The organism is Nocardia sp. NPDC055321 (assembly GCF_053645575.1).
This window is the reverse complement of record NZ_JBSHMS010000019.1, coordinates 96,821-117,251: the sequence shown is the minus strand read 5'-3', so window position 1 is coordinate 117,251 and position 20,431 is coordinate 96,821. Positions and strand designations below refer to the sequence as shown.

Here is a 20,431-nt window from a genome sequence, read left to right as displayed (position 1 = left end):
ATCTCGGATCGTGTTGCAGCCCCGGAGAGGACTGCTGGAGGTAGGTGGCCGGCGTGCCATCCGTGGCCCCGCAGGGTCAAGTCCAAATGCGTGGTGTAGCTGGGGTGGTCACCGCATGATCCGGGGTGTGGGTCAGGCGGTGAGTTCTGCGGGTGCGGTGTCCTCCTGTTCGTCGGGGGTGGCTTGGCCGCGGGAGCGGGCCAGGACATCGAGGCCGAGATAGCGGCGGCCCTCGATCCATTCGTCGTGTTGTTCGGCCAGGACCGCCCCGACCAGGCGGATGATCGAGCCGCGGTCGGGGAAGATCCCGACCACGTCGGTGCGGCGGCGTATTTCCTTGTTCAGGCGTTCCTGGGGGTTGTTCGACCAGATCTGACGCCAGATCTGTTTCGGGAAGTCGGTGAACGCCAGTAGATCCGCGCGAGCATTGTCGAGGTGGTCGGCGACTTTCGGGAGTTTCTCGGCCAGGGCGTCGAGCATTCGATCGTATTGAGCGGCAAACGATTCGGTGTCGGCTTGATCGAACACCGAATGCAGCAGGGTGCGGACCCAAGGCCACGAGGATTTCGGGCAAACGCTCATCAGGTTGACGGTGTAGTGGGTGCGGCAACGCTGCCAGGACGCGCCCGGCAGGGTCGCTCCGACCGCGGCGACCAGGCCGGCGTGCGCGTCGGAGGTCACGAGCTGGACCCCGGTCAGCCCGCGGGCGACCAGGTCGCGGAAGAACGCGAGCCATCCGGCGCCGTCTTCTCCGGATGTGACTTGGAGGCCGAGGATTTCGCGGTAGCCGTCTGTGTTGACGCCCGTGGCGATCAGGGCGTGGACGTTGACCACGCGCCCGTTCTCACGGACTTTGAGCACGAGGGCGTCGGCGGCGACGAGGGTGTAGGGGCCTTGATCGAGGGGGCGGGTGCGGAACGCGTCGACCTGGGTGTCGAGGTCGCGGGCCATCATCGACACCTGAGATTTGGAAAGACTGGTGACGCCGAGGGATTCGACGAGTTTCTCCATCCGCCGGGTCGAGACCCCCAGGAGGTAGCAGGTCGCGACCACGCTGGTGAGGGCTCGTTCGGCGCGTTTGCGGCGCTCGAGGAGCCAGTCCGGAAAATACGAACCGGATCGGAGTTTGGGGATCGCGACGTCGATGGTGCCGACACGGGTGTCGAAGTCGCGGTGGCGGTAGCCGTTGCGTGAGTTGACGCGGTCGCCGCTGCGTTCGCCGTAGCCGGCACCACAGACGGTGTCGGCCTCGGCGCTCATCAACGTGTGGATGAAGGTGGACAGCAGCTCCCGCAGCAGGTCAGGGCTGGTAGCGGCCAGTTGCTCGGACAGCACAGCGCCGGGGTCTATACGCTGAATATCGGTCATCGCGTGGTCTTTCTTTCTTCAGTGACTTTGGTCGGTCTCTTGAAGAATCACGCGGTGACCACCCTCATGTCTGGGGATCGGCCTCACTGGCCGAGCTACGAGCTCCTACACCACTCTGATGGACGCAACCCCCGCAGGCACGGGTAAGCCGACGGGTGCTCGGCGGGGAATCGTCGCCTGCACACGCGGCGCGCGTCTTTGCGCGTGTAGTAGGCGACCTTCTTGCACCGAAAGCAATAGCCGCAGCACGGGTTACGATCCCGCACGACCAGGCTCCAGCCGGGAAATGTGCGCGCGGAGGCGAGCGACTTCAGCCTCGGCTTCGACCCGCAGCTGATGCGCGGACTTGCCAGCCTTCCGCTGCACGGTGAGCACGAACTGCTCCCCCGTATCCGGGTCGCCGACCTGCATCTCCATTTCGAGGTAGTTCACTGCGCCGGGGTTGTCGGCGAACATGCGGGTGGCGAGGAGCCCGACTTGATACTTGATCTCTTTGGGTGTCGCGACCGAGATGCCCTCGCGGACGCCGGTGAGGATTTCGTCGCGTTCGGTTTCCAGGTGTTGTTTCGCGGCCCGGATCTCCACGCGCGCAGCCTCGTTCCGATAGCGGTCGTCGTTGGGGATGCGCATCCGCAGCATCTCGCGCCCATACCCGTGTGGGTTGGTGTCGATCATCGCGCCGGGGTAGACGGTGCCGATCGTTTTCATCAGCGTCGCTGACACATCCAGCGGCAGCGGTAGCCCGATATCGACGGTCACGTAGTCGTCGCTCATGCCGCAACTCGCCATCCGTGTCGTTCGAGGACGCTGCGGATGTCGGGTGGTGCCCGGCCTTCGGGTTTGGGCACTTTTCCGCCGGCGTCTCGAAGCACGCGCCCGTCGACGAGTTTGCTCATGTTGTTGGCGTGGACTTCATTCCACAGCGTCTTCAGCGGCAGGTTGAGTGCCGCGGCGAGTGCGAGGCAGGCGCTGACGAGGGTGGCGATGTATGCCTCGGTCAGTGCGAGGTGGCGTTCGTGGGCGGCATCAGCGAGGCATTCACGGAACACCTCCAGGTCGACGGGCATTCGGTCGCCCATGATGTCGTCGTAGGCGTCCCATGTTGCGGGACCGCGGAAGTCTCTCAGCAATCCGACGCGCCGAAGTTTGATCGGGATGCAGCCGATGCGTAGCCCGAGACCCACGGTGACGTAGATGACGTCGACGATGCCGTCCGCGGTCTCGACCATGTCGCGAGCGACGAGTGCGTAATGAAGCTCGGCGACTTCTTCTTCGATGAGTCGCAGCGCGAGGGCTACGTCGGCGTCGGCAGGCCAGCCCGGTGCATCACACATCTCGATGTCGAAGGCGCGGTTGAATTCGGCTACGTCGGTCCAGATTGTAATGCGCTTACCCCGGCATGGTGAATGATTGCTGGCGAGTATGGTTCTACCACGACAATATCGCGTGCACACTACTCAATGGTCTATACACTACGCAATCCATGTAGGCCAACGACCATGACGTTGTCGTTTGCGGGCATCGAGTCTGCATCCAGGACCGTGACTGCGTTCGCGTTACCGGTGCCGGTGAGCTGCTCGCCCCATCGGCAACGGAGGTGACCGACGAGCACGCGCTTCAGCTGCACTTGGCCAACGACGCGCCACGCAGATCCGTTGTCCAACGCGGTCAATGCTCAGATCTCACCGGCTACGCGCGCCGCTCCAGCGACCAGCGCTACTCGGCTACCGTTCGAACCGCTCGTCCAGCGGACTGTAGGTTACTTTCATCTCGAATACTGCCCTTGCTCTTGTGAACTCGCCGTTTCCCCGGGCCAATCGGACGGTGTTTGCATCCGTGCTTCCAATCCATGCCCCAACGGCTAATTGAGTGAGGTAATTGGGAAGATCGATCACCGCATGCCGCACGTCCTCGTACTTCAGAGTGAATGACTTCCCATGGGTGGTACGAGCATTCGCTTTGGCCTGAACCAACTTGGCCGGAAGTACCAATATCGAACCGTCTGCACAGATCAACCAGTATGAGGCAGTCGAGCTGGCGCGCAGAACATCCTCGATCTGAGCAACGCTGATTCTCCAGCGCTCGTTGGAAAGCAGAGTGGTGGTCTCGTGCGATTTTTTCACTTGAACGAACTCAGCGAACTCCAGGTTGAGCTTTTGATGAACTTCAATCGATATGACCAGCGCCAGATCCGCACCCACGTTCTTTTCTTCGGACTTCGGGACTGGTCGGTACGAACCGACAACTCCCGCAGGAGCAGAGCTCTCTTGCCTGCCAGCGGATCGAAACTTGGCTTGTTGCTCCAGTTGCGCTTGGATGCGTGTCATGAGCCTCGCTACGTGGCCCTCCTCTTCTGCCCGAGCCCAATCCATGAACTCTTCCGCGAATCGATCGGTCGCCGCTCGTACTGCGTTCTCGAAGCTCGCTTCAAGATCCAGAGACGAAAGCCATGTCGAGCTTGGCTGTCCGAGCGGCCGGGGAAAGACAGAGCTGAGGTCCATCCTCCGAGCCAACATGGATGCGTAGGCGCTAAGCACCTCGTTGCCGTCGCTGTTGTCAAGGAACCTCTTCAGTCCTGTGGCACGTAGTTGAATTCGCTCAATCGGGTGTCTCACAGCGTTATCGAGCGCAGCGGTAACACGAGACGGATTACGTTCGTACGCGAGGATAGTTCCGTCAATCAGTTCGTCACAGTCGGCAGGGAGGATCTGAAGCAACCATGGGAGAACATAAGCCCATTGGACAGCCGACCTGGCGACGAGCGCATGGAATGCAGCACGAACTCCTTCGGCATCGAGGTCATAGGACCAGGCCCTGTGTCGACGGTGCCCTTCGGCCGCCGATAACATGGCCAAGGCAACCAAATGGGCTGTCCCTGAACCTAGCTCGCTCAAATCGCGTGGAACGCGCTGCCGATGCAGATAGTTGCTGCTTAGCCGATCCATCACTGCTTCAACACCCTCTGCGACCGCAGCAGCAACACGCATCGTGCCGTAATCATCACCAACCCGATCACGCCAGATGAGCAGCAAACATTGATGCGTGTCATTCAACTTCTGACTTAGATTTGCGCTATTCGAGAGCAGTACATGCTCTAGCCCTGATTGGTGCGCCTTCCCAAGAACGCGAAGTGCGGGGCCCGAACTGAAGAAGCCTTCTCGGAAGCTCGCATCGACATCAAGTACTTTCACGACACGCCTAGCCAAGGCAGGCTGCTCCGCCAGCAGTGCAACGATCTCCTCGTCCCGCGGGCCGGGGCTAGAGCCAAAACCCGCTTGTGCCTGTAGCAGTGCGTAGTGGAGCCTAAGCGGGACGTCGCTGTTGTCGGACTTCTGTATCTCATCCCAGATGGTCACGACTCAAGCATGACGGGCACTGTTCAAAGTTGCCGCTGCTTCGCCAGCCGCCGCCACCGAGCCCTACTCCAACACGCCTTGCGGATTGGAACAGCCCATCAGCTTCGCAAGGTCGAGGAAGCGCCCTGGTGACCAAACCGTCTCACACGCAAGACAGCGTGCGGAGGACCGATCAGCCTGCAGCACGTACCGTCGGACGCGCTCCCCCGTGCCGTCGTCGGCCGCAGTGGAGCTCTCCCCGCAGGCCGGGCAGGCAGCACGCAGTTCCCACATGTGCGTGACCGCGGTGGGCAGCAGTACTCCCGCGCGGTTCACCCAGGCTTGGACTTGCCTGGTGTATCGCTTGAGGTCGCCGAGTTCGTGTGGGCTCCAGGGCCAGTCGACCATCGTGTAGAGGCGTGCGACGGTGATGGGCTGGTCGGCGAACTCGGGAAGCGGAGTGAGCCACCATCGTCCAACCTCCCTGTCAATCGCGATGACGAGGGACATGGCGTCGGTCCAGCCAGGCGCGGTGGAGGTCGGCGCGGACCGGACGAGGGTGTCGTCGATGCGTTCGCCGTGGCGTGCTTCGAGGAGTTCCGTGTAGAGGCTGTCGCGCACGATGCATTGGGGGCCGGCGTCGCGGTCGATGGTGTCGGGGCGCAGGCCGATGAGGTCGTGGACGGCTGCTTCGAACTCGGCGTGCGCGAGGGTGACGAGTTCGCTGGTTGCCTCACTCAAGGGCGGGTTTCTCCTCCATTGCTCGCCGGACCTTGCGCCTCAGACTGGAGTCGCTCCAGCAGCGTCAGCATGTGGTCGCTCATTCCGAGCTGGGCCAGCTCGTTCGCGGACAAGGTGTATCCGCACGCAAGGTCCAATGTGACTGGCGGGCCTTCGATCCGGCCGCCATCTGCCGAGTCGATCACCTTCGGCCTCTGTGGGACGCGCGGACCATCTCCTGATATCGCCGTAGCGCCTTGTCCACGTCCGCAGCGGATCCGCTGGCTTTCATCGTGATCTTCTGCGAGTCGCCCAGAGGCCGTCGTGATTGGTCGGCGCGACGCATGTACCAGACGGCGAGCACACCGCACGCGAGGATGGCGACGAGAACGAACAGCGTCAGGGCGTCGATCATGCTCACTCCTCGAATTGCCCTGCGTCGTTGCCGAAGCCGAGGTTGGCGGGCGTGATGGGCCGGTTGTTGTGGATGAGTGCGTGGACCTGCATCAGCGCGCGAATGTCTTCGGGCGGCAGAGGTGGTCCCACCCAGATCTCGCATCCATGCGATACACAGGAAATATGCTGGGCTGCTTGCGGTTTAGGCATCGTTGATTCCTTCGGCTCCGGTGAGGAGCCAGCGGAGGATTGCCGGCGCGCCCAGAACCCAGGCGACCACCACAGCGGCCAGTGCGGCACAGCTAATTGCAATCCGGTTCATCGGGTTCGTGCTCCTCGTCGATCTCCCAGGGCAGGTCAGGATCTGAGGTCACGGGTGCCGAATCGTCGCGATCATCGGGCATTTGCTGACTCCTTGCCACTGCTGAGCACAGAATATCGGCGGAGTCAAACTCGAAGGCTCCTGAGAGCTTGCGACCTCGTCCTTGCCAGCGGCGTCAGGCCCAGCGGACGAGACGGCGCCCAACGCTGGCGGCGAGGGGTCCGCAGAGTCAGGATGCCGACCAGCAGCCAACCTGAAGTGGAGACGACATCCCAAAGAGGGGCATCCACCAGGGCGATTGGCCCCAGAGAAAGTCCGTTCTGACCGGGATCGACTGTACGGCAAGGGAATCAACGTCTGCGCCAGTCATAGGACCGCGACAAAGACGCTGCATGATCGCGGGACCTCACGTATATTCAAAGCCGTCTCGGATCGAGACCGCGCCATAGGGGAGGGAAGGCATCACCCAATGTTTGCCCGCGTCTGTGTAATTCTAGCTCTCATTCTTTCCCTAGCGACCACTTCAGGTTGCGTAAAATCAAAACCCGACAGTGTCGTGTTACCCCCATTGGTTGCGGGCCAGTCAGGCCCCTGGGACGACGATACCGCCAGATGCTCTGAGGAATACGACGTAGCCGCACTAGTTCGTTGCCTCGAAGAATCGATTGACGAACAATGTGGATACCAATGCCTGGACATCGGGATTGAATACACCGATCCGACGGCGACCACATGCGACGTAGTTCGCATGGTGCCGGATAGCAGTCAAGGCGAAGTACGCCTAGACTTAGGGGCCAAGGTAGTGATCTACGCCGGAACCCGCGAGCCCTGCGAGATTGAAGTGGCACCAATTGCGACTTACGCAAACTGGGAAAAACTCAGCGCGCTGAGCGGAGTAATCGTTTGCTCTGGAGGCGTCAACGAGATGATTAGGTGCATAAGGTATACCTCGCCGCTAGGGTGCGACGATTCCTGCTTAGACATCGTCGTCGAGTACACCGAACCTACACTGAGTAAATGCCAGGTAGCACGTACAGAGCCACCAAGTGACGGAGGGTTAAGAGTACCCCGCGGATCACGGCTGACCATCTTCGCCGGAACCCAAGAAGCATCCTGCCCTGAATAGCGAAAGAGCGAGCCGGTAGATGACCCAATCCAGCCCGGATCCTGGAACTAGCACGGCCGAGTCAACCTCCAACTCATCGCGACTCGTCGCAATTTTTAGCGAAATCGTGGCCCCGACAGCTTTCGTAGGAGCGTTACTCTTCTATTTCGGCTGGGCACGCGCCTTTGCTTATTACAACTACTTTGGCATACACCTCAGCGTGCTCAGCTTCTCGCAACAGGAGCTCTTAATGCGGAGCGTTGATGCACTGTACGTTCCCCTGGGGTTCGTGGGAATTGTCGGGCTGGTCGCGGCATGGGCGTACACCTTCGCTCGGCATCGATCGGTCTCTATCGTTCCAATGCCGCTGAGGCATCTCGCCCATGTTCTTACCCTCGCGATTCCGGCTGCCTTTCGCACACGAATCGCATGGTTGTGGCGAGTGGCGGCCATCGGGGTACCACTGGCGGTTGCGATACTCCTTGTCGCAAACGGATTGGCCGGTCTGCTGAATCTACCAACGCCGATCAACCGAACGATAATTGCCGCGGCGCCCGTAACATTCATACTCGGGGTTCTGATTGTCTCATGGCTGGTAAACAGGCATAGATTAATTCCGAACGTGTCTACGAATAGGCGTCGGTTCGAACGGCCCGGTTTGGTCGAATCTGGATTTCTGATCATCGTCATTGGGCTCAACGCATTTTGGGCTGCTGACGACTACGCGGAGGAAGTCGGTAGGGCGCGTGCGATCCAGTTTGCTGAGACCCTGCACGATCGACCACTGACATACCTATACACCGAGAGTCGCCTCCACCTAGTCGCGGCGACCATCGCAGGATCTGGAGTGCGGGAAGCAGTCTGCGCCAACCCCCCTGGTGCCAGCGAATCCAAGCCAACTTACCGCTACGAGGGGCTAGTGCTGGTGATCCAGGCCGCGGACCAGGTGGTGCTGGTGCCTCGCACATGGACCCCGAAGGCGGGAACCGCGATCGTCCTCTCGAAGGGAAGCGGTGGTGGCGCCCCACGTCTGGAGTTTCAGATGCCGGGTATCAACCCACCCACCGGGAACTGCTAGCCGGGGCACCCGCGCACGCTAGACGGAAAGCCCTTCCGTTCCATCCTGCTTCATCGACCTCTCCAATACCGGGAAAACCTCATCCCAGCCCTCGGGCTTCGTGAAAAGGTTCGGGTCGAGCGCGAACGTCACCCAGTCGGTTCGAACGAGCGCGTCAACAGCGTTTCCCCGCAACTGCGCGAATCCGCACAGAGCTTCAGCGAGCTGCAAGCGATGCTCTGCGTTGAGCGCCCGCGCTTGCCAGTGCCGGCGTGACGGCCAGAGCACTTGCCACAGGAACTTGTTCCGGTCTCGATTGATGCGGGTCACGCGATCAGGTTGCGCGGAAGCTTCTTTCGTCGCTTTGCCCGCGGTGAGCGCCTTCGACTGCCAGTTCTGTCGCGAGGTCCACAACGTGTTCGTGAGCGCGGTCAGCTGGCCGTTCCTCGCTCGGATCAGCTCAACGTCGCCCACCAGGCGTTCCATGCGCGCGTCGGCTTCGAGAGTGCGCGACTGCCAGGTGCGACGCGATCGGAGCAGCCGGTCCACCACGCGCGCGTATTTCTGCGCGGTTTCGGCGCGGCCTCTGCGGTAGCCGAAGATGACAGCGCTCCACTGTCGCATCTGATACTGGCTGGCCTCGTCCACGGGTTCGCTCCCCCGGCGGTTCATGCTGCCTCCTGAATATCGTTGTGACGTTTACGTTTGCCGTGGTTGGGCTTGAGCGGCCCGGAGATGCGGGCCAAATCGGACTCCGTGTTGAAGAGCGGGAAGCTCGGCGTCGACGGCACCGATAGGACTTGCACAGTTGCCGGCCATCGAAGTCGGTGCCGGTGCTTGCCGGTGCGCCCGACGTACTCCCAGCCCGCAGCTTGGGCACGGCGAAGTAGGTCGCGGACTTCCTTCTGGCTAGTCATGCCGCAGCGTCGATCTGGGTCCATGGACTATGCGGGTCGACGCGGGACTCGACACGCACCAGGTAGCCGGCCTGAAGCAGCAGGTCCATGTAGTAGCGCCAGTCGCTCGGGCTGACGATGAGGGCGATTTCGCCGCTGTCGTCGTCGCTGTAGATCAGCTGGTATTGGCGGGCTGTTGACATGGTTCCTCGTGTTTCAGCTCGCGTGGGCGATCCCGTCGGGGAGCCAGAGTCGTTCCAGGGCAGCCAGGTTCGTAGCTGGGAGAGGTTCATCGATGGGTTCTCCGAGGAGTCGGCAGCCGATCGCCATCAAGATGACAGCGTCGGCGATGTTGTTGTTGATGATGATGTCGATGGCCGGATAGCGGCGCACCGCGGCGGCAAGTACAGCGTCTTTGCCCGCGTTGCCTCGGCCGGTGGCGTATTTGGCTCGATTGGGGGGCGGGACTGCGATCACCCAGTGGCCCTGTTCGGCGAGGGTGTCGTAGATCAGCCACCAGAGTCCGTGTCGGTCCATGGCCGAGCCGGTGGTAGAGGCGTAGGCGGGTGCTTCGATGACGATGAGTGGGTTGTCGTCGGGGATGAGGTCGGTGATCTCGCGGGTGAGTTTCCGGAGTCTCTGCCAGCGGTCATCCCAGGTGGCGGATCTGGCGCCTTCGGATTCGACGAGCGCGGTCTATGCGCGTGCATCGCCGGGGTGGGTGCACGCGAATCCTGTTGCGGTGAGTGACAGATCGAGTCCGACAACGGATCCGAACTGATGGGGATCAGGCATTGGGCGCCTCCACCGCGTTGGCAAACTCCAGGAGGACATCCGCATGGCAGGGAAGGTGGAGCGGGCACCAGCAGGCGAGGTCACGCCCGGCGAGTTCGGCGCGAACGATCTCGATCGTGACCGGGTTGCCGGGCTCCGATCCGATGCCACCGCGGGTCACGAAGGTGCACGAACTCGCGGGTGAGAACTTCGCGATACAGCCCGACAGCTTCAGCCCTGCTCAGGTCGCGAATTTCGCAGAGCGTGACGCGGCCATCCCCGTGGAAGTAGTCGTGCCGCATGCCCGCAGCCGAGATCCGGTCTTCGTACTCCCAGCCTTGACCGGTGATCGCTCCCGGCACGCACGCGAGACCAGCGTGCCCGCCGACAGTGAACGGGTTGCCCCATTTCGTCGGCCGGCCCACGTACACAGCGTCTTCGGGCAGGCGCCAGCCGGCGGTGCGTTGGCGTTGGATGCGTTCAGGCATTGGCCACTGCCTTGAACAGGTCGCGGATGCCGCCCTTGTAGAGCAGTTCGGTCACAGCCTCGGCGTCCATGGCGGTGAAGCTGTTCGGCAGGGTCAGCGACCCGTCAACCTTGTTGTGCTGGGGCATGTAATCGCATTCCCCGTAGCGAGCGAGCAGGTCGACCTCGTGGCCTTCGATCTGGTCCGCCTCCAACACGAATGCCGGAATGTCATGGGCCGCCAGCTCGTCGTTGAGCATGGTGAGGTGATCGTCGAGGATCGCGAGGGCTTCCATGTTGCCGTTGACCTGGAGCCAGAAGTTCCAGACCTCGCCTTCATGGTCGTTGGTCTCGATGAATCGGCGGTAGGTGGTCATCGGCTGGTCAGGCATGGTTGATTCCGTCCTGGTCGACGGGCGCGCTAGGCACCCAGTTCTGGAGCGCGGTGAGAAGCTGGTCGATCTTGGGGAGTTGGAAGCCGGACCAGTGCATGTCGCCGACCACAACGACCGGCAGCGACTGATAGCTGAGGGCCCGCACTCGCGCAGCAGCGTTCGCGTCCTGGGTCACATCGACCTTCACGAACGGAATGCCACGCGCGGCAAAGGCTTTCTCGGTCGCGATGCACTGGCCACAACCGCGCTTGCTGTACAAGACGACCGCCGGCGCCTGCGGATGAATCGAGGCGGTCATCGCTGAATCGCCCCCAGTGCAAGCGCTTCGACGAACCGCGGCGGCGGATTCGTGACACCGAGGTCGTCGAGCGCGCGGTCGGCGTCCTGGAGCGCACCGCGGTACAGGTCATGCTCATGCGCGTACCGCTGCTGTCGGGCGTCGATGGCGGCGTAGTACTGCTGCGTGGTCACGCGCAGGTTCTTCCAGCGGGTGAGAATCGTGGGCAGACGGTTGATCGCCCAACGCATGACCGCAGCGGCAGTGGTCGGGTCATCGTCGAGTTCGGCGAGCTTCTCGAAGCCCTCCGCGATCAGCTCCCCGTCTGCTATCAGCGAATACAGGTCTTCGGGGCTCGAATCGCCCCCCACATCGCCTGATGCATATATCGACATTGGCTATCTCTTCCTAGGCCGCTGCGGCCTGGTCGATGTCTGACTGGTCCGCGAAGATCCGTCCGCCCCAAATGCCGGGCACGCGCATCGATGTCGACGCGGCCAACTCGTCGTGGAGGTCGAGGCATTCCTGGCGCAGTGGGCAGTTGAAGCACTGCCAGCGCGCCTTCTGATGTCGGATCGACTTCGCGGTCGGCAATTCGCCTTCGACATGCCAGTCCCACATGCTCGCGCGATGCTGGCGTGCCCAATCCCAGTACCGCTGCTGCCGGCACACGGCTTCAGCCCACGGATCGCGGCGGCTCATCGATGCATCACCGCAATCACGGGAGCGATGAGCACGCCGATGGCAACGAGCGGGACCGCAGCGATGTAGCCGGCGATGCAAGCGAACAGATGACGTTTCATCGCGTCTCCCCCGCCGTGCTCACCGGCTTGCGGACGGAGTGTTCGCCGAGGTCGCCCCACGCCTGCACGCCTTCGCCGACGAGAGCGAGAAGTTCGGCGCGGGTGAGCGAGACGGACATGGCCCCCTGGGGACCGGTGTAGTTGAGGCTTGCGCGTGCGTCGCTGTCGGCGGTAAGGCGCGGGATGGGGGTGATTCCGACGGTGGTGCCGGATTGCGTGCTGATCATGTGTGGCTCGCTTTCGATCGATGCGCCCGTTAGCGCGTTGCCCTTCAACGCATTCGAGCGAGGACGTGCTAGGCGGCGATGCGGTACGTGCGCCGCTTGTACGGCTGCCGGCGTCGCACGCGTGTCACTGCCCGCAACACCTGGGCGACTTTCCGTTCCTGCTCCTTCGCCTTGCGGTCCTCGGCAGCCTTCTTCTCGGCTTCGAATCGGCCGCGGCGGATGGCACTGCCTTGGAGAGCGGCAATGTAGTCGGCCAAGACCTTCTCGTAGGTCGGGTCTTTCGGCGACGTGTACTGGAGGCGCTCAGCCAGGACGTCGGTGGCTTCGTAGTCCCATTGCGCGTAACCGCCATGGATGCTCATGACCCCGCCTGCACGAGGTCGGCAGACTGGTCGAGGACGCGACTGCGGTGGGCGGCGAGGATGTCTTCCAGCCAGGCGACGGCGTTCCGGTTGTCGCTCGCGAAAAGTCCGGCGGCTTCTTCGGGCCACATGCCGAGCAGGCGTGCGGCGACGTCCTCAACGTCCTCGGGGTAGCCGTCCTTGTTGATGACCTGCGCTGCGTCGCCGAGTTCCGAGTTGAACCAGAACTGGTAGCCGCCGTGAAGTTCGACCGCGATGCCCGCTACACAGGTGCGCCATTTCGACTGGTCGAGGTCGGCGGGGTGTCGTCCGATGTGTTCGCACACGCGGCGGATGAGGTCGATGTTGTGTTCCACCAGCTGGTCCATTCAGCGTCGAAATCGACTCGGGGGTAGTCGAAGTTGTTGCGGTTCTTGGCGATCGCTTCGGCGGCGTCAGCGTCGAGGGCGCAGACCCGGTCGACGAGCGCGAGGAGGCTCTTGGCCATCCGGCGGCTGTCGACGGTGTCGGCGAGGTCGTAGACAGCGGCGGTGAGGATGCGGAACCGGTTCGCGTCGTGCCAGAGCGACTCGATGAGCACGCTGTTGGTCGCGTTGGCCATGCCGGTCATGCCCTGGATGACCGCGAGCACAACATCGAGGTTGCAGTCCTCCGTCGCGGGCAGGGCTTCAGTGTTGTGTTCCATTGGGATTCACCTGGTTTCGTTCAGATGTGGCAGTCGACGCTGACCAGCCACATGTCTTCGGTGAGTGAGTCGATGTGCTTGTTGGCAGCCGCGAGGTACGCCTGAGTGCTGTCGGCGTTGGCGTCGTCCATGCCGAACCAGCCCATCTCGCCCTTGGACATCCAGTAGCCGGCCTCAGTAAGGAAGGCATATCCGGGCAGTGCCTCGTCTCGGCACTGCTGCACGTACTCGTCTCGGGTGAGGTGGTCGAAGCGATCTTCGGGGCCGCCGAACCGGTGCTTGTACTCGTCGAATGCGCGCAGTGCGGCGATTCGCGGTTGCACGCTGTAGTCCCGCCGTGCCCGATCCATGCAGTAATCCAGACCCGCCCAATAGGCTTCGCGCGCCCTGTCGATCTCGCCGGTTTGCCGATTCGCAAATGCGCGGTAGAGCGGTGAGGTGGATTCGAGCGCGTCTACTTCAGCCTTGGTGAGTCTGAACGCTTCACACGCACGCTGCAGGGCCTCGTCGTACACCTGGGGCCACGACTTCGGCGCCTCCTCCTGCGCGGCCTTGACCCTGGCGTAGAACTCGGACCACGGCTTGTGCTGCGGGGTTCCGAAGATCGCCATCGCGTACTGATCCCACGCCTTGCCACCCTCGTCGCCGCGCGCGGAGCGGGTGACTTCCAGGTTGAGGGCGCTGATTCGTCCGCCATCGACCTTGCCGGGCACACGCGCCTTCTTCTCGTTGCTCCAACTCGGGGTGCCGAGGACGAGGGCGGTCTTGTCGGCGGGGATTCGAGCGTCGAAGTTGTCGAGCCAGCGTCCGCCGATGGTCCACCAGTCCTATTTCGCTTGAGGGTTGGTCCAATAGGTTTCGCCGTCTTCTTCGTACTGCCCGACTTCGAGGGCCTCATTGAATGGGGCCAGGGCCGTCGTCAGAGCATCGTCGAGGGTGGCGAGTGTGGTGGTGGCCGGGAGAGCAACCGTAACGGTGAAGTGGCTCAATGCTTTTCCTGTCTGGTTCGAAGTGTTTGGTGGGAGCCGCGGCCCGGAAGTGCGGTCATTCCGGGCCGCCGCTCCCCCTTCGTGACTGGCGTCGGCGCGATCGGTTTGGGTCGCCGCGGTCAGTCGTGAAGGTCTTCAGGCGGCAGGATGTTCGACCCAGCCGTGCGCGGTACCCCACCAGCGGTCGACTTCGGTGGGGGTGTAGATGGCGGGACTGTCGGGGTAGTCGTCGACGACGCAGTCCTCACCGAAGCGCGTGAACGTGGCCTCGGATGCGTTGCCGCCCTGCCGGAAACGGATGCCGACTGGGACGTCGCCGGCGTAGTCCCAGCAGCGGACGTGGGCGGTCATCGGCTAGTCCTCGCCTTCGCAGGTGTGTCCGTACACGACACTGCGAGCGTCGGCTTCTCCGAACGGCCCACTCTCCCACAGGTTGTAAGCAATCCCCGTTCGCATGCCACACGGCTTGTGCACGAGTTGATAGAGGCTCCACCAGCCCGATGCGGGTTCGGTGGTCCAGTCGTCGGGCAGTCTCATCGGGTCGCTCCTTCGGGCAGGCAGGACTGCATGTAGTGGGCGAGAGAGGTGAAGGCGTCGAAGTCGTGCACGCGGAGCCAATCGACGACCCGGACCGCGAGCTTGCGCATGAACGGGGCGTCGTGGCTGCTCTCCCAGGCGACGAGCCGGGCGAGGATTTCGCGAACGCCGTCTGCGGTGAGGTCGGCGCGGATCTTCGGTCCGTGCCCGTCCGCGTGCGCAGCCACACGGAGCTGGCAGTACTGCGATCCTTCATCGGGGCAACCGATTTCGACCGCGTACCCATCAGCGTCGACCACGGGCGCGTCACCGAAGTAGGTGACGCGCGCCGCCTGATCTTCGCGGGTGATCACGCCGCAGCCCTGGCAATCGCTTCGACGGCCCGCAGCTCGGGGCCGGCAAGCGAGCCGACCGGGCACCACACGGTGAACTCGTGGCCGGCGACGATCAGGGTGTCGCCGTGGACGACGCGGACCGGGATGCCGTCACCGGGGTACGGGATGGCGAACAGGAACGCGCGCCCCGAAACAACGTTCACTATGACGCGCCGGTCGCTGGCATCGCTGTACGTGCCGGTGGAGATACCGTAGTAGACGTTCACGGTGCTGCCGACCAGCAGTTCACTCATGGGCGTGCTCAGAAGGGAGTGGACGGTCATGCCGCCACCGCCTCAACGCTCGTGTTGGCGAACGCCCCGTACTGGATGGCCCAGTAGTTGACGGTGATGTCGGTGTCGTGGTCGACCGAGCGGCCCGGGTTATCGAGGATGCCGCGGACTTCGTCGCTGGCGTGGTCGCCGCAGAGCATGGCGTCGGTGCTGACCCACTCGCCTTCGGAGTCGACGACGTACTCGACGTAGACGGCGCCGTGCTTGGTGCAGTGGTCGCAGACGGGGTGGTCGCGGAAGGCTTTGCCGTCGCGGTCGACGATGCCGGCGAATCGGGGTGCCCAGTCGGGGATGCCGAGGAGTCCGCGGATTTCGAAGGTGTCGGTGTCGATCATGCTGCGGCCTCCAGTTCGGTTGCGGTGTAGATGAATTCGCAGGTGGTGTCGCATTCGTCATGGCCGCAGTGTCCGCCGTCGGGGCTGTGGAGGTTCTCGTACCAGGCGCTGTAGTCAGCGGGGTCGATGCGCTTCATGGGTTCGCTTTCGCTTGGGTTCCGGTGCCAGCCGGTTGTTGATGTAGCGCACACACTATGTTGCGTTGCACACGCTACGCAATGGGCTTCATTGACACCGTGACTTGATCGTTATCGAAGCGTGCACCCAAGGGCGCAACATCACCCCAGGAACCCGAATCACCCCAGGGAAATAGGCTATAGAGCTGCAAGAATGACACCATGATAAGCAACGCGCACGACGGCCTGCACCCACTCGGCGATAGGCCAAATTGTCTACACCAATCTGTAGTATATACACTACTTCATGCGTATAGTGGGACGCACCAACCCCGCCGCAGGAGCCACGATGACCGCCGAGATCCTCACCCCCGCCGACGCCCGCTGGTTCCTCACCGGCTCCGGCCTCACCGACGAGCAGGCCGCCTACGCCGTCGCGCACATGAGCGACTACGGCACCCCGCTCACCTCGACCAACCTCAGGAACTGGGCGTACACGGCCCTCTGAACCGAGCCGGCCGCACCGAAAGGTGCGGCCATCACCACTGATCACGAAGGGCATTCGTCATGACCACCACTCCGCACCCGCTGTTCGAGATCGAACGCACCATCGCGGTCGGTCCCGGCCATTCGATGGTCATCCGCCGGCACCACTCCCCCGAGGACGCACCTGCGGGTGTGGTCGGGCGCCTGGTGTGCAGCAACTGCATGCACGCCTGGGACGGGCCCGTCCACGAAGCCTGCTGAATCAGCTAGATCGTGGGCCGGTCGCAGTCACAGCGCCGTGACGAGGCCAGTGTCGTCCTCCAGCGAACCGGCCCACCCACTCCCTGAACGACGAAAGGTACTGCTATGCAGCTCATTTACACCGCGACCTGGGATGTCGAACCCGACGACGCCGGCGCCGAACTCAACATTTACGGGTACACCGCGGGCGTCTACCTCACGTTCAGTGGATTGTTCACGTGGTGGGCGGCGGTTGTGATCGACGGCGACGAAGAGTTGGACCGCGGCAAGGTCGATTCCCTCGCTGCCGGCCAGGCTGCGGCGGAAGCCGCGATCATGGCGGACCACGCCGCACGATACGGCTCGAAGGTGGAGGCTTGATCCGTGACTGAGATAAGGACTCTCGGCTGGTTGACTGTTGGCGCGAAGGTCGCTTACGTCAGCGCGCGGGTTGGTGGCGAGGGTGCCACTGAGGCGACGGTCGAGAAGATCGGCAAACGCGACGTATTCGTGAAGGTCAACGGGCGCAGCGAGAAGTTCAACATCAATCACACGCGAGCGCGTGGGTCGAATACGTGGCTGTACCGCTCGGGCTCTTCGACCTGGGATCGTGGCGTCGAACTCGCGCCGCTCGATGATCCCGCGGTGCAGAAGATGCAGGCGCGAGAAGCGCTCTCGGACGCTGTGCATCTCGTTCGAACCCGCACTGTGGTGTTCGTGCGTCAGCGAGACGTTGCGAGCGCGGTCGAACTGCGGGAAGCGGTCGACACGTTCATTGCGCTCCAGGAATCGCAGTGAAGCACGTCTCGCTGGTGCAGTCGTGCAGCGCCAGCGAGGAAGACGAGCCTGTGCGTGTGCTGTCGTCGAAGGCCGCGGCGAAGGCGTGGGTGAAGTGGCAGGACCCCTCAGTCGCGTTCCGATACGAGGACGCCGAGTTGGTAGTCGCCGGCACGCGGGGCAAGGACTGGGTTCGGCGGTATGTCGTGCAGCGTGTCCCGTTCGGAGATGACGATGGCGAGCACTCCCCCACCTGAGCGACCGGACCTCGCGGCCTGGCGTCGCAGGCAGGCTCTCCGCGATTCGAATGCGGCGCAACCTATTCCGTCGGGCAAGCGGTATCGGCGAACCACGAAACACGAGAAGGAACGAAGCAAGAGAGATGGGCAAGGATGAAGCCCCGCGCCGGCGGACCAAGCCCTCCGCGACTCATCCTGAAATCCGCGTGACCGCTCGCTGCTCAGGACGTACGTTGTTGCTGGAAAGGACAACATGGAGAACATCGATCTGAGCGTTCTACCCAAAGGTCAGCTCGCCTGGCGCGCTTTCGTCGAAGCGACCGGCAGCGTAGATGACAGTGCCGAGAGGTACTTCCTAGAGCTGAAGTCCGACGTTGACCTCAACTCCAAGGCCGGCCGAGCCAAGGTTGCAAAGTTCATCCTCGGCGCACTCAACAGGATGCCTGATCACTCGGCGCGCCGGTTTGAGGGCTACGCCTTGATGGTCTTAGGAGTGGCCTGCGGCGCGGTCGAGGGCATTCCGCCCTTCGAAGCACTCGAACTTGACCGGGATGTTCAGAATTTTGCAGGTGCAACGGTGCGCGCACTGTGGGACTTTCACGCCGTGCCAGTTGCAGGCGGCAAGAGCGTTGTGATCATTCAGGTGTCTCCACCTCAATGGGGAGATCGCCCCCTTGTCTGCAGAGCAGATGGCGATGGCCTAGTTGCGGGCAATGTATATGTTCGAGCGGATGGCAATACGCGGAAAGCAACTGCAGCAGAGCTGGATCAGCTTCATGATCGCATGGCCGCTGGCACCTCTGCCACGCCGTACGTTCGGATAACGGGGAGCGCCTATCGGCTGGGAGCTGAACGCGACAACGTGCAGAAAGCCTTCGAGGCAAAGATCCAGGCGACGCGCGACGAACTTCTTGCGAGCGTCAACTCGCCAGGACTTCGGCATGTTCTCGACTATGGTGGCCGTGACACACGTGGGGTTGACGGATTCCGGCGCGAAGTTGACATTTGGGCTGAAGAGTCACGGCAGGCGCTCGGTGGCGTCCTGGGCCTCCTAGCCGTATCAAGGCCAGCGTTGAGTATCGTCGTCGGAGTATCGGAGCCGCGTGGCGTGTTGACGAACGTCGAGGTTGATATTCATCTGGACGATGATGTTCATGTACGTGAACATATACCCTGGGATAACTACGAACTTGCAAGGCGTCTCCCTAAGCCCCCGGACGACTACGGCTCAATTCGTCGTTTGACTGCACGGGAATTACTCGGGGACAGTCACTTTGCGCCCGCAGCGCAGCCAAACCTGGTCGACGCATCTGGCGTCGTGAGTTGGACTGAACAATCGCCGCACACACTGTCTGTCAAGTTCTCTGATGTCCGCCCGACCAAACCGCGACAGAGTGTCGATGACGAGTTCGTTCTGCTCATTCCGGGTACTTCGAAGGCAACCGAGGTCCGCGGACGCTGGAGCTTAACCGCAGTCGGCCATAGTCGGGTCTACGAAGGCGATCTCTCAGTACCAATCACCACGATCGACTTGACCGACGCAGCAAGGGATGCCCTCGGCATAGCTGGAGTCTGACACCAATCGAGCCCCGGACCGCGTGCGTCGGTTCCGGGGCTCGGTTTGGTCGGTCATGCGGATCGCATCAGCATGTGTGACGAACGCACGCTACCAACACACACCGACACGCGTGGGCTCCTGCTAGTGCGCGAGCTGCCACACGAGATTGCCTCGCAGGCGCCCGTTCTGGGTCTTCGCGCACACGATCTCACGGTTTTGACTGTCGAGCCACAGTTCGCCTTCGCCACGGCAGTCGTCGCCGGGGTCGACGTTGAAGTGCGGGTCGACGGGGATCTTCTCGTTGACCGGCCACCACACGTATGCATCGGTGCCCATTACCTGGACGCAGTACAGGGTGCGGCCGTTGGTGTCTTGGGCGGTTGTGCGTGTAGGTCCGTTGCCGATCTCGCAGTACTGGCCGATGTTCTTGATCGGCCGGCTGGGGGCGGATGGGGCTTGGTCTCCTCCGCTTCCGGTGGGCAATGCCGCGGCGACAGGAGCGCCGAGCAGGAGCGCCAGTACTGCCAGAGCAGCGATACGAGGTGTGTGAGTCATGCTGGCCCAATCTGTCCACCCGCACGGGCTGTTAGCGATGCAGGCAAAATCGGCACGCTATGTCACCCCGGTTGGCGCGGAGGAGTCGTAGCTTCACGGCAGCAACTCTTCCCGCATCAGGGTAGAGAGACGATGGTAGGCGGGTGTAGTTGCGAACCGCTCACCACGCCGCGCAGCTGCTGCCTTGTCGTCCACCGCGCTCATGAACTCGTCGGCGGCCTGAAGCACTTTCTCGCCGCTGATAAGCCGCAATACATCCACCGCCTCACGCCACTCCAGGTCCGTGTCTGGCCACTCTCTATCCGCCGCAAGAGCGGAGAGTTCTGGCGTCTGTATGCTGCCATGCTCGTTCACCTCGTTACGTAGCAGAACGAGTTGGTGGTTGAGTCGGGTCCATATGGCCCAGAAGCGCGCGTAGGCCTCACGACGTTCGGTTCGAAGCAGCTTTACCTGCTCTTGATGAAACTGTCGAGTTGCGTGCTCTGCTTGCCACCGATGATTCAAGATCGCGACGACGATCCCTGCGGCAGCAGTGAGGGTTACACCGCCCAGCGCTCCCGCCAGCCCCAACCAGGCCACACTATCGGTGCTCATGCCGTCCAATTGTGCCCGTTTACTCTGTCCTACACCATGATTCAGGAAACAGCTGACTTGGCACCGAATCATGTGCGGCGCCCAAGCATGTCTGGGTCACCGCCGGCTTGGACTTCCCACCACAGCAGGAGCCTGATCCAGGCAACGTCG

At 62.6% G+C, this 20,431-nt stretch carries 36 protein-coding genes; 7 read left to right on the top strand and 29 right to left on the bottom strand.

Annotation, left to right across the window (positions count from 1 at the left end):
• Positions 1–132 precede the first annotated feature (132 nt).
• The 7 genes from ACWIGI_RS28810 to ACWIGI_RS28780 form a co-directional block, all read right to left on the bottom strand.
• Positions 133–1,368: an IS256 family transposase gene (locus ACWIGI_RS28810; protein ID WP_454205629.1), complete on the bottom strand. Its 1,236-nt coding sequence runs from the start codon at positions 1,366–1,368 to the stop codon at positions 133–135.
• 252 nt (positions 1,369–1,620) lie between these two features.
• The gene (locus ACWIGI_RS28805) at positions 1,621–2,142 is read right to left on the bottom strand and encodes a hypothetical protein (RefSeq protein WP_454205628.1); all 522 of its coding nucleotides are present in this window, start codon (positions 2,140–2,142) and stop codon (positions 1,621–1,623) included.
• Positions 2,139–2,822, bottom strand: a complete 684-nt coding sequence (locus ACWIGI_RS28800) for a pyrophosphohydrolase domain-containing protein (RefSeq protein WP_454205627.1) — start codon at positions 2,820–2,822, stop codon at positions 2,139–2,141. Before ACWIGI_RS28800 ends, ACWIGI_RS28805 begins: the two co-directional genes overlap by 4 nt.
• Before the next feature lie 270 nt (positions 2,823–3,092).
• Positions 3,093–4,724 carry a hypothetical protein gene (locus ACWIGI_RS28795; protein WP_454205626.1) on the bottom strand — a complete coding sequence of 544 codons (1,632 nt, stop codon included), beginning with the start codon at positions 4,722–4,724 and terminating at the stop codon, positions 3,093–3,095.
• A gap of 63 nt (positions 4,725–4,787) precedes the next feature.
• Positions 4,788–5,444: a DUF7341 domain-containing protein gene (locus tag ACWIGI_RS28790; RefSeq protein WP_454205625.1), complete on the bottom strand. Its 657-nt coding sequence runs from the start codon at positions 5,442–5,444 to the stop codon at positions 4,788–4,790.
• A 181-nt stretch (positions 5,445–5,625) separates the two neighbouring features.
• Positions 5,626–5,838 (bottom strand): hypothetical protein, encoded by a 213-nt coding sequence (locus ACWIGI_RS28785; RefSeq protein WP_454205624.1) that lies wholly within the window; start codon positions 5,836–5,838, stop codon positions 5,626–5,628.
• 2 nt (positions 5,839–5,840) lie between these two features.
• Positions 5,841–5,969 (bottom strand): hypothetical protein, encoded by a 129-nt coding sequence (locus ACWIGI_RS28780; RefSeq protein WP_454205623.1) that lies wholly within the window; start codon positions 5,967–5,969, stop codon positions 5,841–5,843.
• 1,317 nt (positions 5,970–7,286) lie between these two features.
• On the opposite strand from ACWIGI_RS28780, the gene ACWIGI_RS28775 reads away from it, so the two are divergent.
• Entirely contained in the window at positions 7,287–8,324 is a 1,038-nt protein-coding gene (locus tag ACWIGI_RS28775) for a hypothetical protein (RefSeq protein WP_454205622.1), read from the top strand.
• 18 nt (positions 8,325–8,342) lie between these two features.
• On the opposite strand, the gene ACWIGI_RS28770 is transcribed toward ACWIGI_RS28775, so the two are convergent.
• The 20 genes from ACWIGI_RS28770 to ACWIGI_RS28675 all read right to left on the bottom strand — a co-directional run bounded on the left by ACWIGI_RS28770 (position 8,343) and on the right by ACWIGI_RS28675 (position 15,853).
• Positions 8,343–8,951, bottom strand: coding sequence for a hypothetical protein (locus ACWIGI_RS28770; RefSeq protein ID WP_454205621.1), 609 nt, complete (start codon positions 8,949–8,951; stop codon positions 8,343–8,345).
• 265 nt (positions 8,952–9,216) lie between these two features.
• On the bottom strand, positions 9,217–9,402 hold the full coding sequence (locus tag ACWIGI_RS28765) for a hypothetical protein (RefSeq protein ID WP_454205620.1): 186 nt from the start codon (positions 9,400–9,402) through the stop codon (positions 9,217–9,219).
• A 13-nt stretch (positions 9,403–9,415) separates the two neighbouring features.
• Complete coding sequence (locus ACWIGI_RS28760) at positions 9,416–9,736, bottom strand: hypothetical protein (RefSeq protein WP_454205619.1); 321 nt, start codon at positions 9,734–9,736, stop codon at positions 9,416–9,418.
• Between the two features lie 250 nt (positions 9,737–9,986).
• The gene (locus ACWIGI_RS28755) at positions 9,987–10,154 is read right to left on the bottom strand and encodes a DUF4326 domain-containing protein (RefSeq protein WP_454205618.1); all 168 of its coding nucleotides are present in this window, start codon (positions 10,152–10,154) and stop codon (positions 9,987–9,989) included.
• Positions 10,075–10,461: a DUF4326 domain-containing protein gene (locus ACWIGI_RS28750; RefSeq protein WP_454205617.1), complete on the bottom strand. Its 387-nt coding sequence runs from the start codon at positions 10,459–10,461 to the stop codon at positions 10,075–10,077. Before ACWIGI_RS28750 ends, ACWIGI_RS28755 begins: the two co-directional genes overlap by 80 nt.
• Complete coding sequence (locus tag ACWIGI_RS28745) at positions 10,454–10,831, bottom strand: hypothetical protein (RefSeq protein WP_454205616.1); 378 nt, start codon at positions 10,829–10,831, stop codon at positions 10,454–10,456. The genes ACWIGI_RS28750 and ACWIGI_RS28745 overlap by 8 nt, the downstream gene beginning before the upstream one ends.
• Entirely contained in the window at positions 10,824–11,132 is a 309-nt protein-coding gene (locus tag ACWIGI_RS28740; RefSeq protein ID WP_454205615.1) for a glutaredoxin family protein, read from the bottom strand. The genes ACWIGI_RS28745 and ACWIGI_RS28740 overlap by 8 nt, the downstream gene beginning before the upstream one ends.
• A complete protein-coding gene (locus ACWIGI_RS28735) occupies positions 11,129–11,482 on the bottom strand; it encodes a hypothetical protein (protein ID WP_454205614.1) in 354 nt (117 codons plus the stop codon). Before ACWIGI_RS28735 ends, ACWIGI_RS28740 begins: the two co-directional genes overlap by 4 nt.
• A gap of 37 nt (positions 11,483–11,519) precedes the next feature.
• The gene (locus ACWIGI_RS28730) at positions 11,520–11,813 is read right to left on the bottom strand and encodes a hypothetical protein (RefSeq protein WP_454205613.1); all 294 of its coding nucleotides are present in this window, start codon (positions 11,811–11,813) and stop codon (positions 11,520–11,522) included.
• A 97-nt stretch (positions 11,814–11,910) separates the two neighbouring features.
• Entirely contained in the window at positions 11,911–12,141 is a 231-nt protein-coding gene (locus ACWIGI_RS28725) for a hypothetical protein (protein WP_454205612.1), read from the bottom strand.
• A 68-nt stretch (positions 12,142–12,209) separates the two neighbouring features.
• Positions 12,210–12,503 carry a hypothetical protein gene (locus ACWIGI_RS28720; RefSeq protein ID WP_454205611.1) on the bottom strand — a complete coding sequence of 98 codons (294 nt, stop codon included), beginning with the start codon at positions 12,501–12,503 and terminating at the stop codon, positions 12,210–12,212.
• Positions 12,500–12,859, bottom strand: a complete 360-nt coding sequence (locus ACWIGI_RS28715; protein ID WP_454205610.1) for a hypothetical protein — start codon at positions 12,857–12,859, stop codon at positions 12,500–12,502. Before ACWIGI_RS28715 ends, ACWIGI_RS28720 begins: the two co-directional genes overlap by 4 nt.
• Positions 12,766–13,188 (bottom strand): hypothetical protein, encoded by a 423-nt coding sequence (locus ACWIGI_RS28710; protein WP_454205609.1) that lies wholly within the window; start codon positions 13,186–13,188, stop codon positions 12,766–12,768. Before ACWIGI_RS28710 ends, ACWIGI_RS28715 begins: the two co-directional genes overlap by 94 nt.
• A gap of 20 nt (positions 13,189–13,208) precedes the next feature.
• Complete coding sequence (locus tag ACWIGI_RS28705; protein WP_454205608.1) at positions 13,209–13,901, bottom strand: hypothetical protein; 693 nt, start codon at positions 13,899–13,901, stop codon at positions 13,209–13,211.
• A gap of 114 nt (positions 13,902–14,015) precedes the next feature.
• Positions 14,016–14,177 carry a hypothetical protein gene (locus ACWIGI_RS28700; RefSeq protein WP_454205607.1) on the bottom strand — a complete coding sequence of 54 codons (162 nt, stop codon included), beginning with the start codon at positions 14,175–14,177 and terminating at the stop codon, positions 14,016–14,018.
• Between the two features lie 135 nt (positions 14,178–14,312).
• On the bottom strand, positions 14,313–14,528 hold the full coding sequence (locus tag ACWIGI_RS28695; protein WP_454205606.1) for a hypothetical protein: 216 nt from the start codon (positions 14,526–14,528) through the stop codon (positions 14,313–14,315).
• A gap of 182 nt (positions 14,529–14,710) precedes the next feature.
• Entirely contained in the window at positions 14,711–15,067 is a 357-nt protein-coding gene (locus tag ACWIGI_RS28690) for a hypothetical protein (protein WP_454205605.1), read from the bottom strand.
• Entirely contained in the window at positions 15,064–15,342 is a 279-nt protein-coding gene (locus tag ACWIGI_RS28685; RefSeq protein WP_454205604.1) for a hypothetical protein, read from the bottom strand. Before ACWIGI_RS28685 ends, ACWIGI_RS28690 begins: the two co-directional genes overlap by 4 nt.
• Positions 15,343–15,368: 26 nt before the next feature.
• Complete coding sequence (locus tag ACWIGI_RS28680) at positions 15,369–15,716, bottom strand: hypothetical protein (protein WP_454205603.1); 348 nt, start codon at positions 15,714–15,716, stop codon at positions 15,369–15,371.
• A complete protein-coding gene (locus tag ACWIGI_RS28675) occupies positions 15,713–15,853 on the bottom strand; it encodes a hypothetical protein (protein WP_454205602.1) in 141 nt (46 codons plus the stop codon). Before ACWIGI_RS28675 ends, ACWIGI_RS28680 begins: the two co-directional genes overlap by 4 nt.
• A 286-nt stretch (positions 15,854–16,139) precedes the next feature.
• On the opposite strand from ACWIGI_RS28675, the gene ACWIGI_RS28670 reads away from it, so the two are divergent.
• The 6 genes from ACWIGI_RS28670 to ACWIGI_RS28645 all read left to right on the top strand — a co-directional run bounded on the left by ACWIGI_RS28670 (position 16,140) and on the right by ACWIGI_RS28645 (position 19,150).
• The gene (locus ACWIGI_RS28670; protein WP_454205601.1) at positions 16,140–16,340 is read left to right on the top strand and encodes a hypothetical protein; all 201 of its coding nucleotides are present in this window, start codon (positions 16,140–16,142) and stop codon (positions 16,338–16,340) included.
• A 59-nt stretch (positions 16,341–16,399) separates the two neighbouring features.
• Positions 16,400–16,579, top strand: coding sequence for a hypothetical protein (locus ACWIGI_RS28665; RefSeq protein ID WP_454205600.1), 180 nt, complete (start codon positions 16,400–16,402; stop codon positions 16,577–16,579).
• A 105-nt stretch (positions 16,580–16,684) separates the two neighbouring features.
• Positions 16,685–16,939: a hypothetical protein gene (locus ACWIGI_RS28660; protein ID WP_454205599.1), complete on the top strand. Its 255-nt coding sequence runs from the start codon at positions 16,685–16,687 to the stop codon at positions 16,937–16,939.
• A 3-nt stretch (positions 16,940–16,942) separates the two neighbouring features.
• Positions 16,943–17,356 (top strand): hypothetical protein, encoded by a 414-nt coding sequence (locus ACWIGI_RS28655; protein WP_454205598.1) that lies wholly within the window; start codon positions 16,943–16,945, stop codon positions 17,354–17,356.
• Positions 17,353–17,592 carry a hypothetical protein gene (locus ACWIGI_RS28650; protein WP_454205597.1) on the top strand — a complete coding sequence of 80 codons (240 nt, stop codon included), beginning with the start codon at positions 17,353–17,355 and terminating at the stop codon, positions 17,590–17,592. Before ACWIGI_RS28655 ends, ACWIGI_RS28650 begins: the two co-directional genes overlap by 4 nt.
• A gap of 235 nt (positions 17,593–17,827) precedes the next feature.
• Positions 17,828–19,150, top strand: a complete 1,323-nt coding sequence (locus tag ACWIGI_RS28645) for a hypothetical protein (RefSeq protein ID WP_454205596.1) — start codon at positions 17,828–17,830, stop codon at positions 19,148–19,150.
• A 123-nt stretch (positions 19,151–19,273) separates the two neighbouring features.
• On the opposite strand, the gene ACWIGI_RS28640 is transcribed toward ACWIGI_RS28645, so the two are convergent.
• Together ACWIGI_RS28640 and ACWIGI_RS28635 are read right to left on the bottom strand one after the other, a co-directional pair.
• On the bottom strand, positions 19,274–19,687 hold the full coding sequence (locus tag ACWIGI_RS28640; protein WP_454205595.1) for a hypothetical protein: 414 nt from the start codon (positions 19,685–19,687) through the stop codon (positions 19,274–19,276).
• A 93-nt stretch (positions 19,688–19,780) separates the two neighbouring features.
• Positions 19,781–20,281: a hypothetical protein gene (locus ACWIGI_RS28635; protein WP_454205594.1), complete on the bottom strand. Its 501-nt coding sequence runs from the start codon at positions 20,279–20,281 to the stop codon at positions 19,781–19,783.
• Positions 20,282–20,431: the final 150 nt, after the last annotated feature.

Excerpts from the sequence above, each read along its gene's own strand:
- ACWIGI_RS28695 (WP_454205606.1), bottom strand. The coding sequence starts at position 14,528 with ATGACCGCCCACGTCCGCTGCTGGGACTACGCCGGCGACGTCCCAGTC.
- ACWIGI_RS28720 (WP_454205611.1), bottom strand. The coding sequence starts at position 12,503 with ATGAGCATCCATGGCGGTTACGCGCAATGGGACTACGAAGCCACCGAC.
- ACWIGI_RS28745 (WP_454205616.1), bottom strand. The coding sequence starts at position 10,831 with ATGCCTGACCAGCCGATGACCACCTACCGCCGATTCATCGAGACCAAC.
- ACWIGI_RS28670 (WP_454205601.1), top strand. The coding sequence starts at position 16,140 with ATGCGTATAGTGGGACGCACCAACCCCGCCGCAGGAGCCACGATGACC.
- ACWIGI_RS28765 (WP_454205620.1), bottom strand. The coding sequence starts at position 9,402 with ATGTCAACAGCCCGCCAATACCAGCTGATCTACAGCGACGACGACAGC.
- ACWIGI_RS28805 (WP_454205628.1), bottom strand. The coding sequence starts at position 2,142 with ATGAGCGACGACTACGTGACCGTCGATATCGGGCTACCGCTGCCGCTG.
- ACWIGI_RS28635 (WP_454205594.1), bottom strand. The coding sequence starts at position 20,281 with ATGAGCACCGATAGTGTGGCCTGGTTGGGGCTGGCGGGAGCGCTGGGC.
- ACWIGI_RS28665 (WP_454205600.1), top strand. The coding sequence starts at position 16,400 with ATGACCACCACTCCGCACCCGCTGTTCGAGATCGAACGCACCATCGCG.
- ACWIGI_RS28740 (WP_454205615.1), bottom strand. The coding sequence starts at position 11,132 with ATGACCGCCTCGATTCATCCGCAGGCGCCGGCGGTCGTCTTGTACAGC.
- ACWIGI_RS28645 (WP_454205596.1), top strand. The coding sequence starts at position 17,828 with ATGGAGAACATCGATCTGAGCGTTCTACCCAAAGGTCAGCTCGCCTGG.
- ACWIGI_RS28680 (WP_454205603.1), bottom strand. The coding sequence starts at position 15,716 with ATGATCGACACCGACACCTTCGAAATCCGCGGACTCCTCGGCATCCCC.
- ACWIGI_RS28775 (WP_454205622.1), top strand. The coding sequence starts at position 7,287 with ATGACCCAATCCAGCCCGGATCCTGGAACTAGCACGGCCGAGTCAACC.
- ACWIGI_RS28725 (WP_454205612.1), bottom strand. The coding sequence starts at position 12,141 with ATGATCAGCACGCAATCCGGCACCACCGTCGGAATCACCCCCATCCCG.
- ACWIGI_RS28785 (WP_454205624.1), bottom strand. The coding sequence starts at position 5,838 with ATGATCGACGCCCTGACGCTGTTCGTTCTCGTCGCCATCCTCGCGTGC.
- ACWIGI_RS28685 (WP_454205604.1), bottom strand. The coding sequence starts at position 15,342 with ATGAGTGAACTGCTGGTCGGCAGCACCGTGAACGTCTACTACGGTATC.
- ACWIGI_RS28730 (WP_454205613.1), bottom strand. The coding sequence starts at position 11,813 with ATGAGCCGCCGCGATCCGTGGGCTGAAGCCGTGTGCCGGCAGCAGCGG.
- ACWIGI_RS28750 (WP_454205617.1), bottom strand. The coding sequence starts at position 10,461 with ATGCCTGAACGCATCCAACGCCAACGCACCGCCGGCTGGCGCCTGCCC.
- ACWIGI_RS28675 (WP_454205602.1), bottom strand. The coding sequence starts at position 15,853 with ATGAAGCGCATCGACCCCGCTGACTACAGCGCCTGGTACGAGAACCTC.
- ACWIGI_RS28760 (WP_454205619.1), bottom strand. The coding sequence starts at position 9,736 with ATGGACCGACACGGACTCTGGTGGCTGATCTACGACACCCTCGCCGAA.
- ACWIGI_RS28710 (WP_454205609.1), bottom strand. The coding sequence starts at position 13,188 with ATGGAACACAACACTGAAGCCCTGCCCGCGACGGAGGACTGCAACCTC.
- ACWIGI_RS28640 (WP_454205595.1), bottom strand. The coding sequence starts at position 19,687 with ATGACTCACACACCTCGTATCGCTGCTCTGGCAGTACTGGCGCTCCTG.
- ACWIGI_RS28810 (WP_454205629.1), bottom strand. The coding sequence starts at position 1,368 with ATGACCGATATTCAGCGTATAGACCCCGGCGCTGTGCTGTCCGAGCAA.
- ACWIGI_RS28660 (WP_454205599.1), top strand. The coding sequence starts at position 16,685 with ATGCAGCTCATTTACACCGCGACCTGGGATGTCGAACCCGACGACGCC.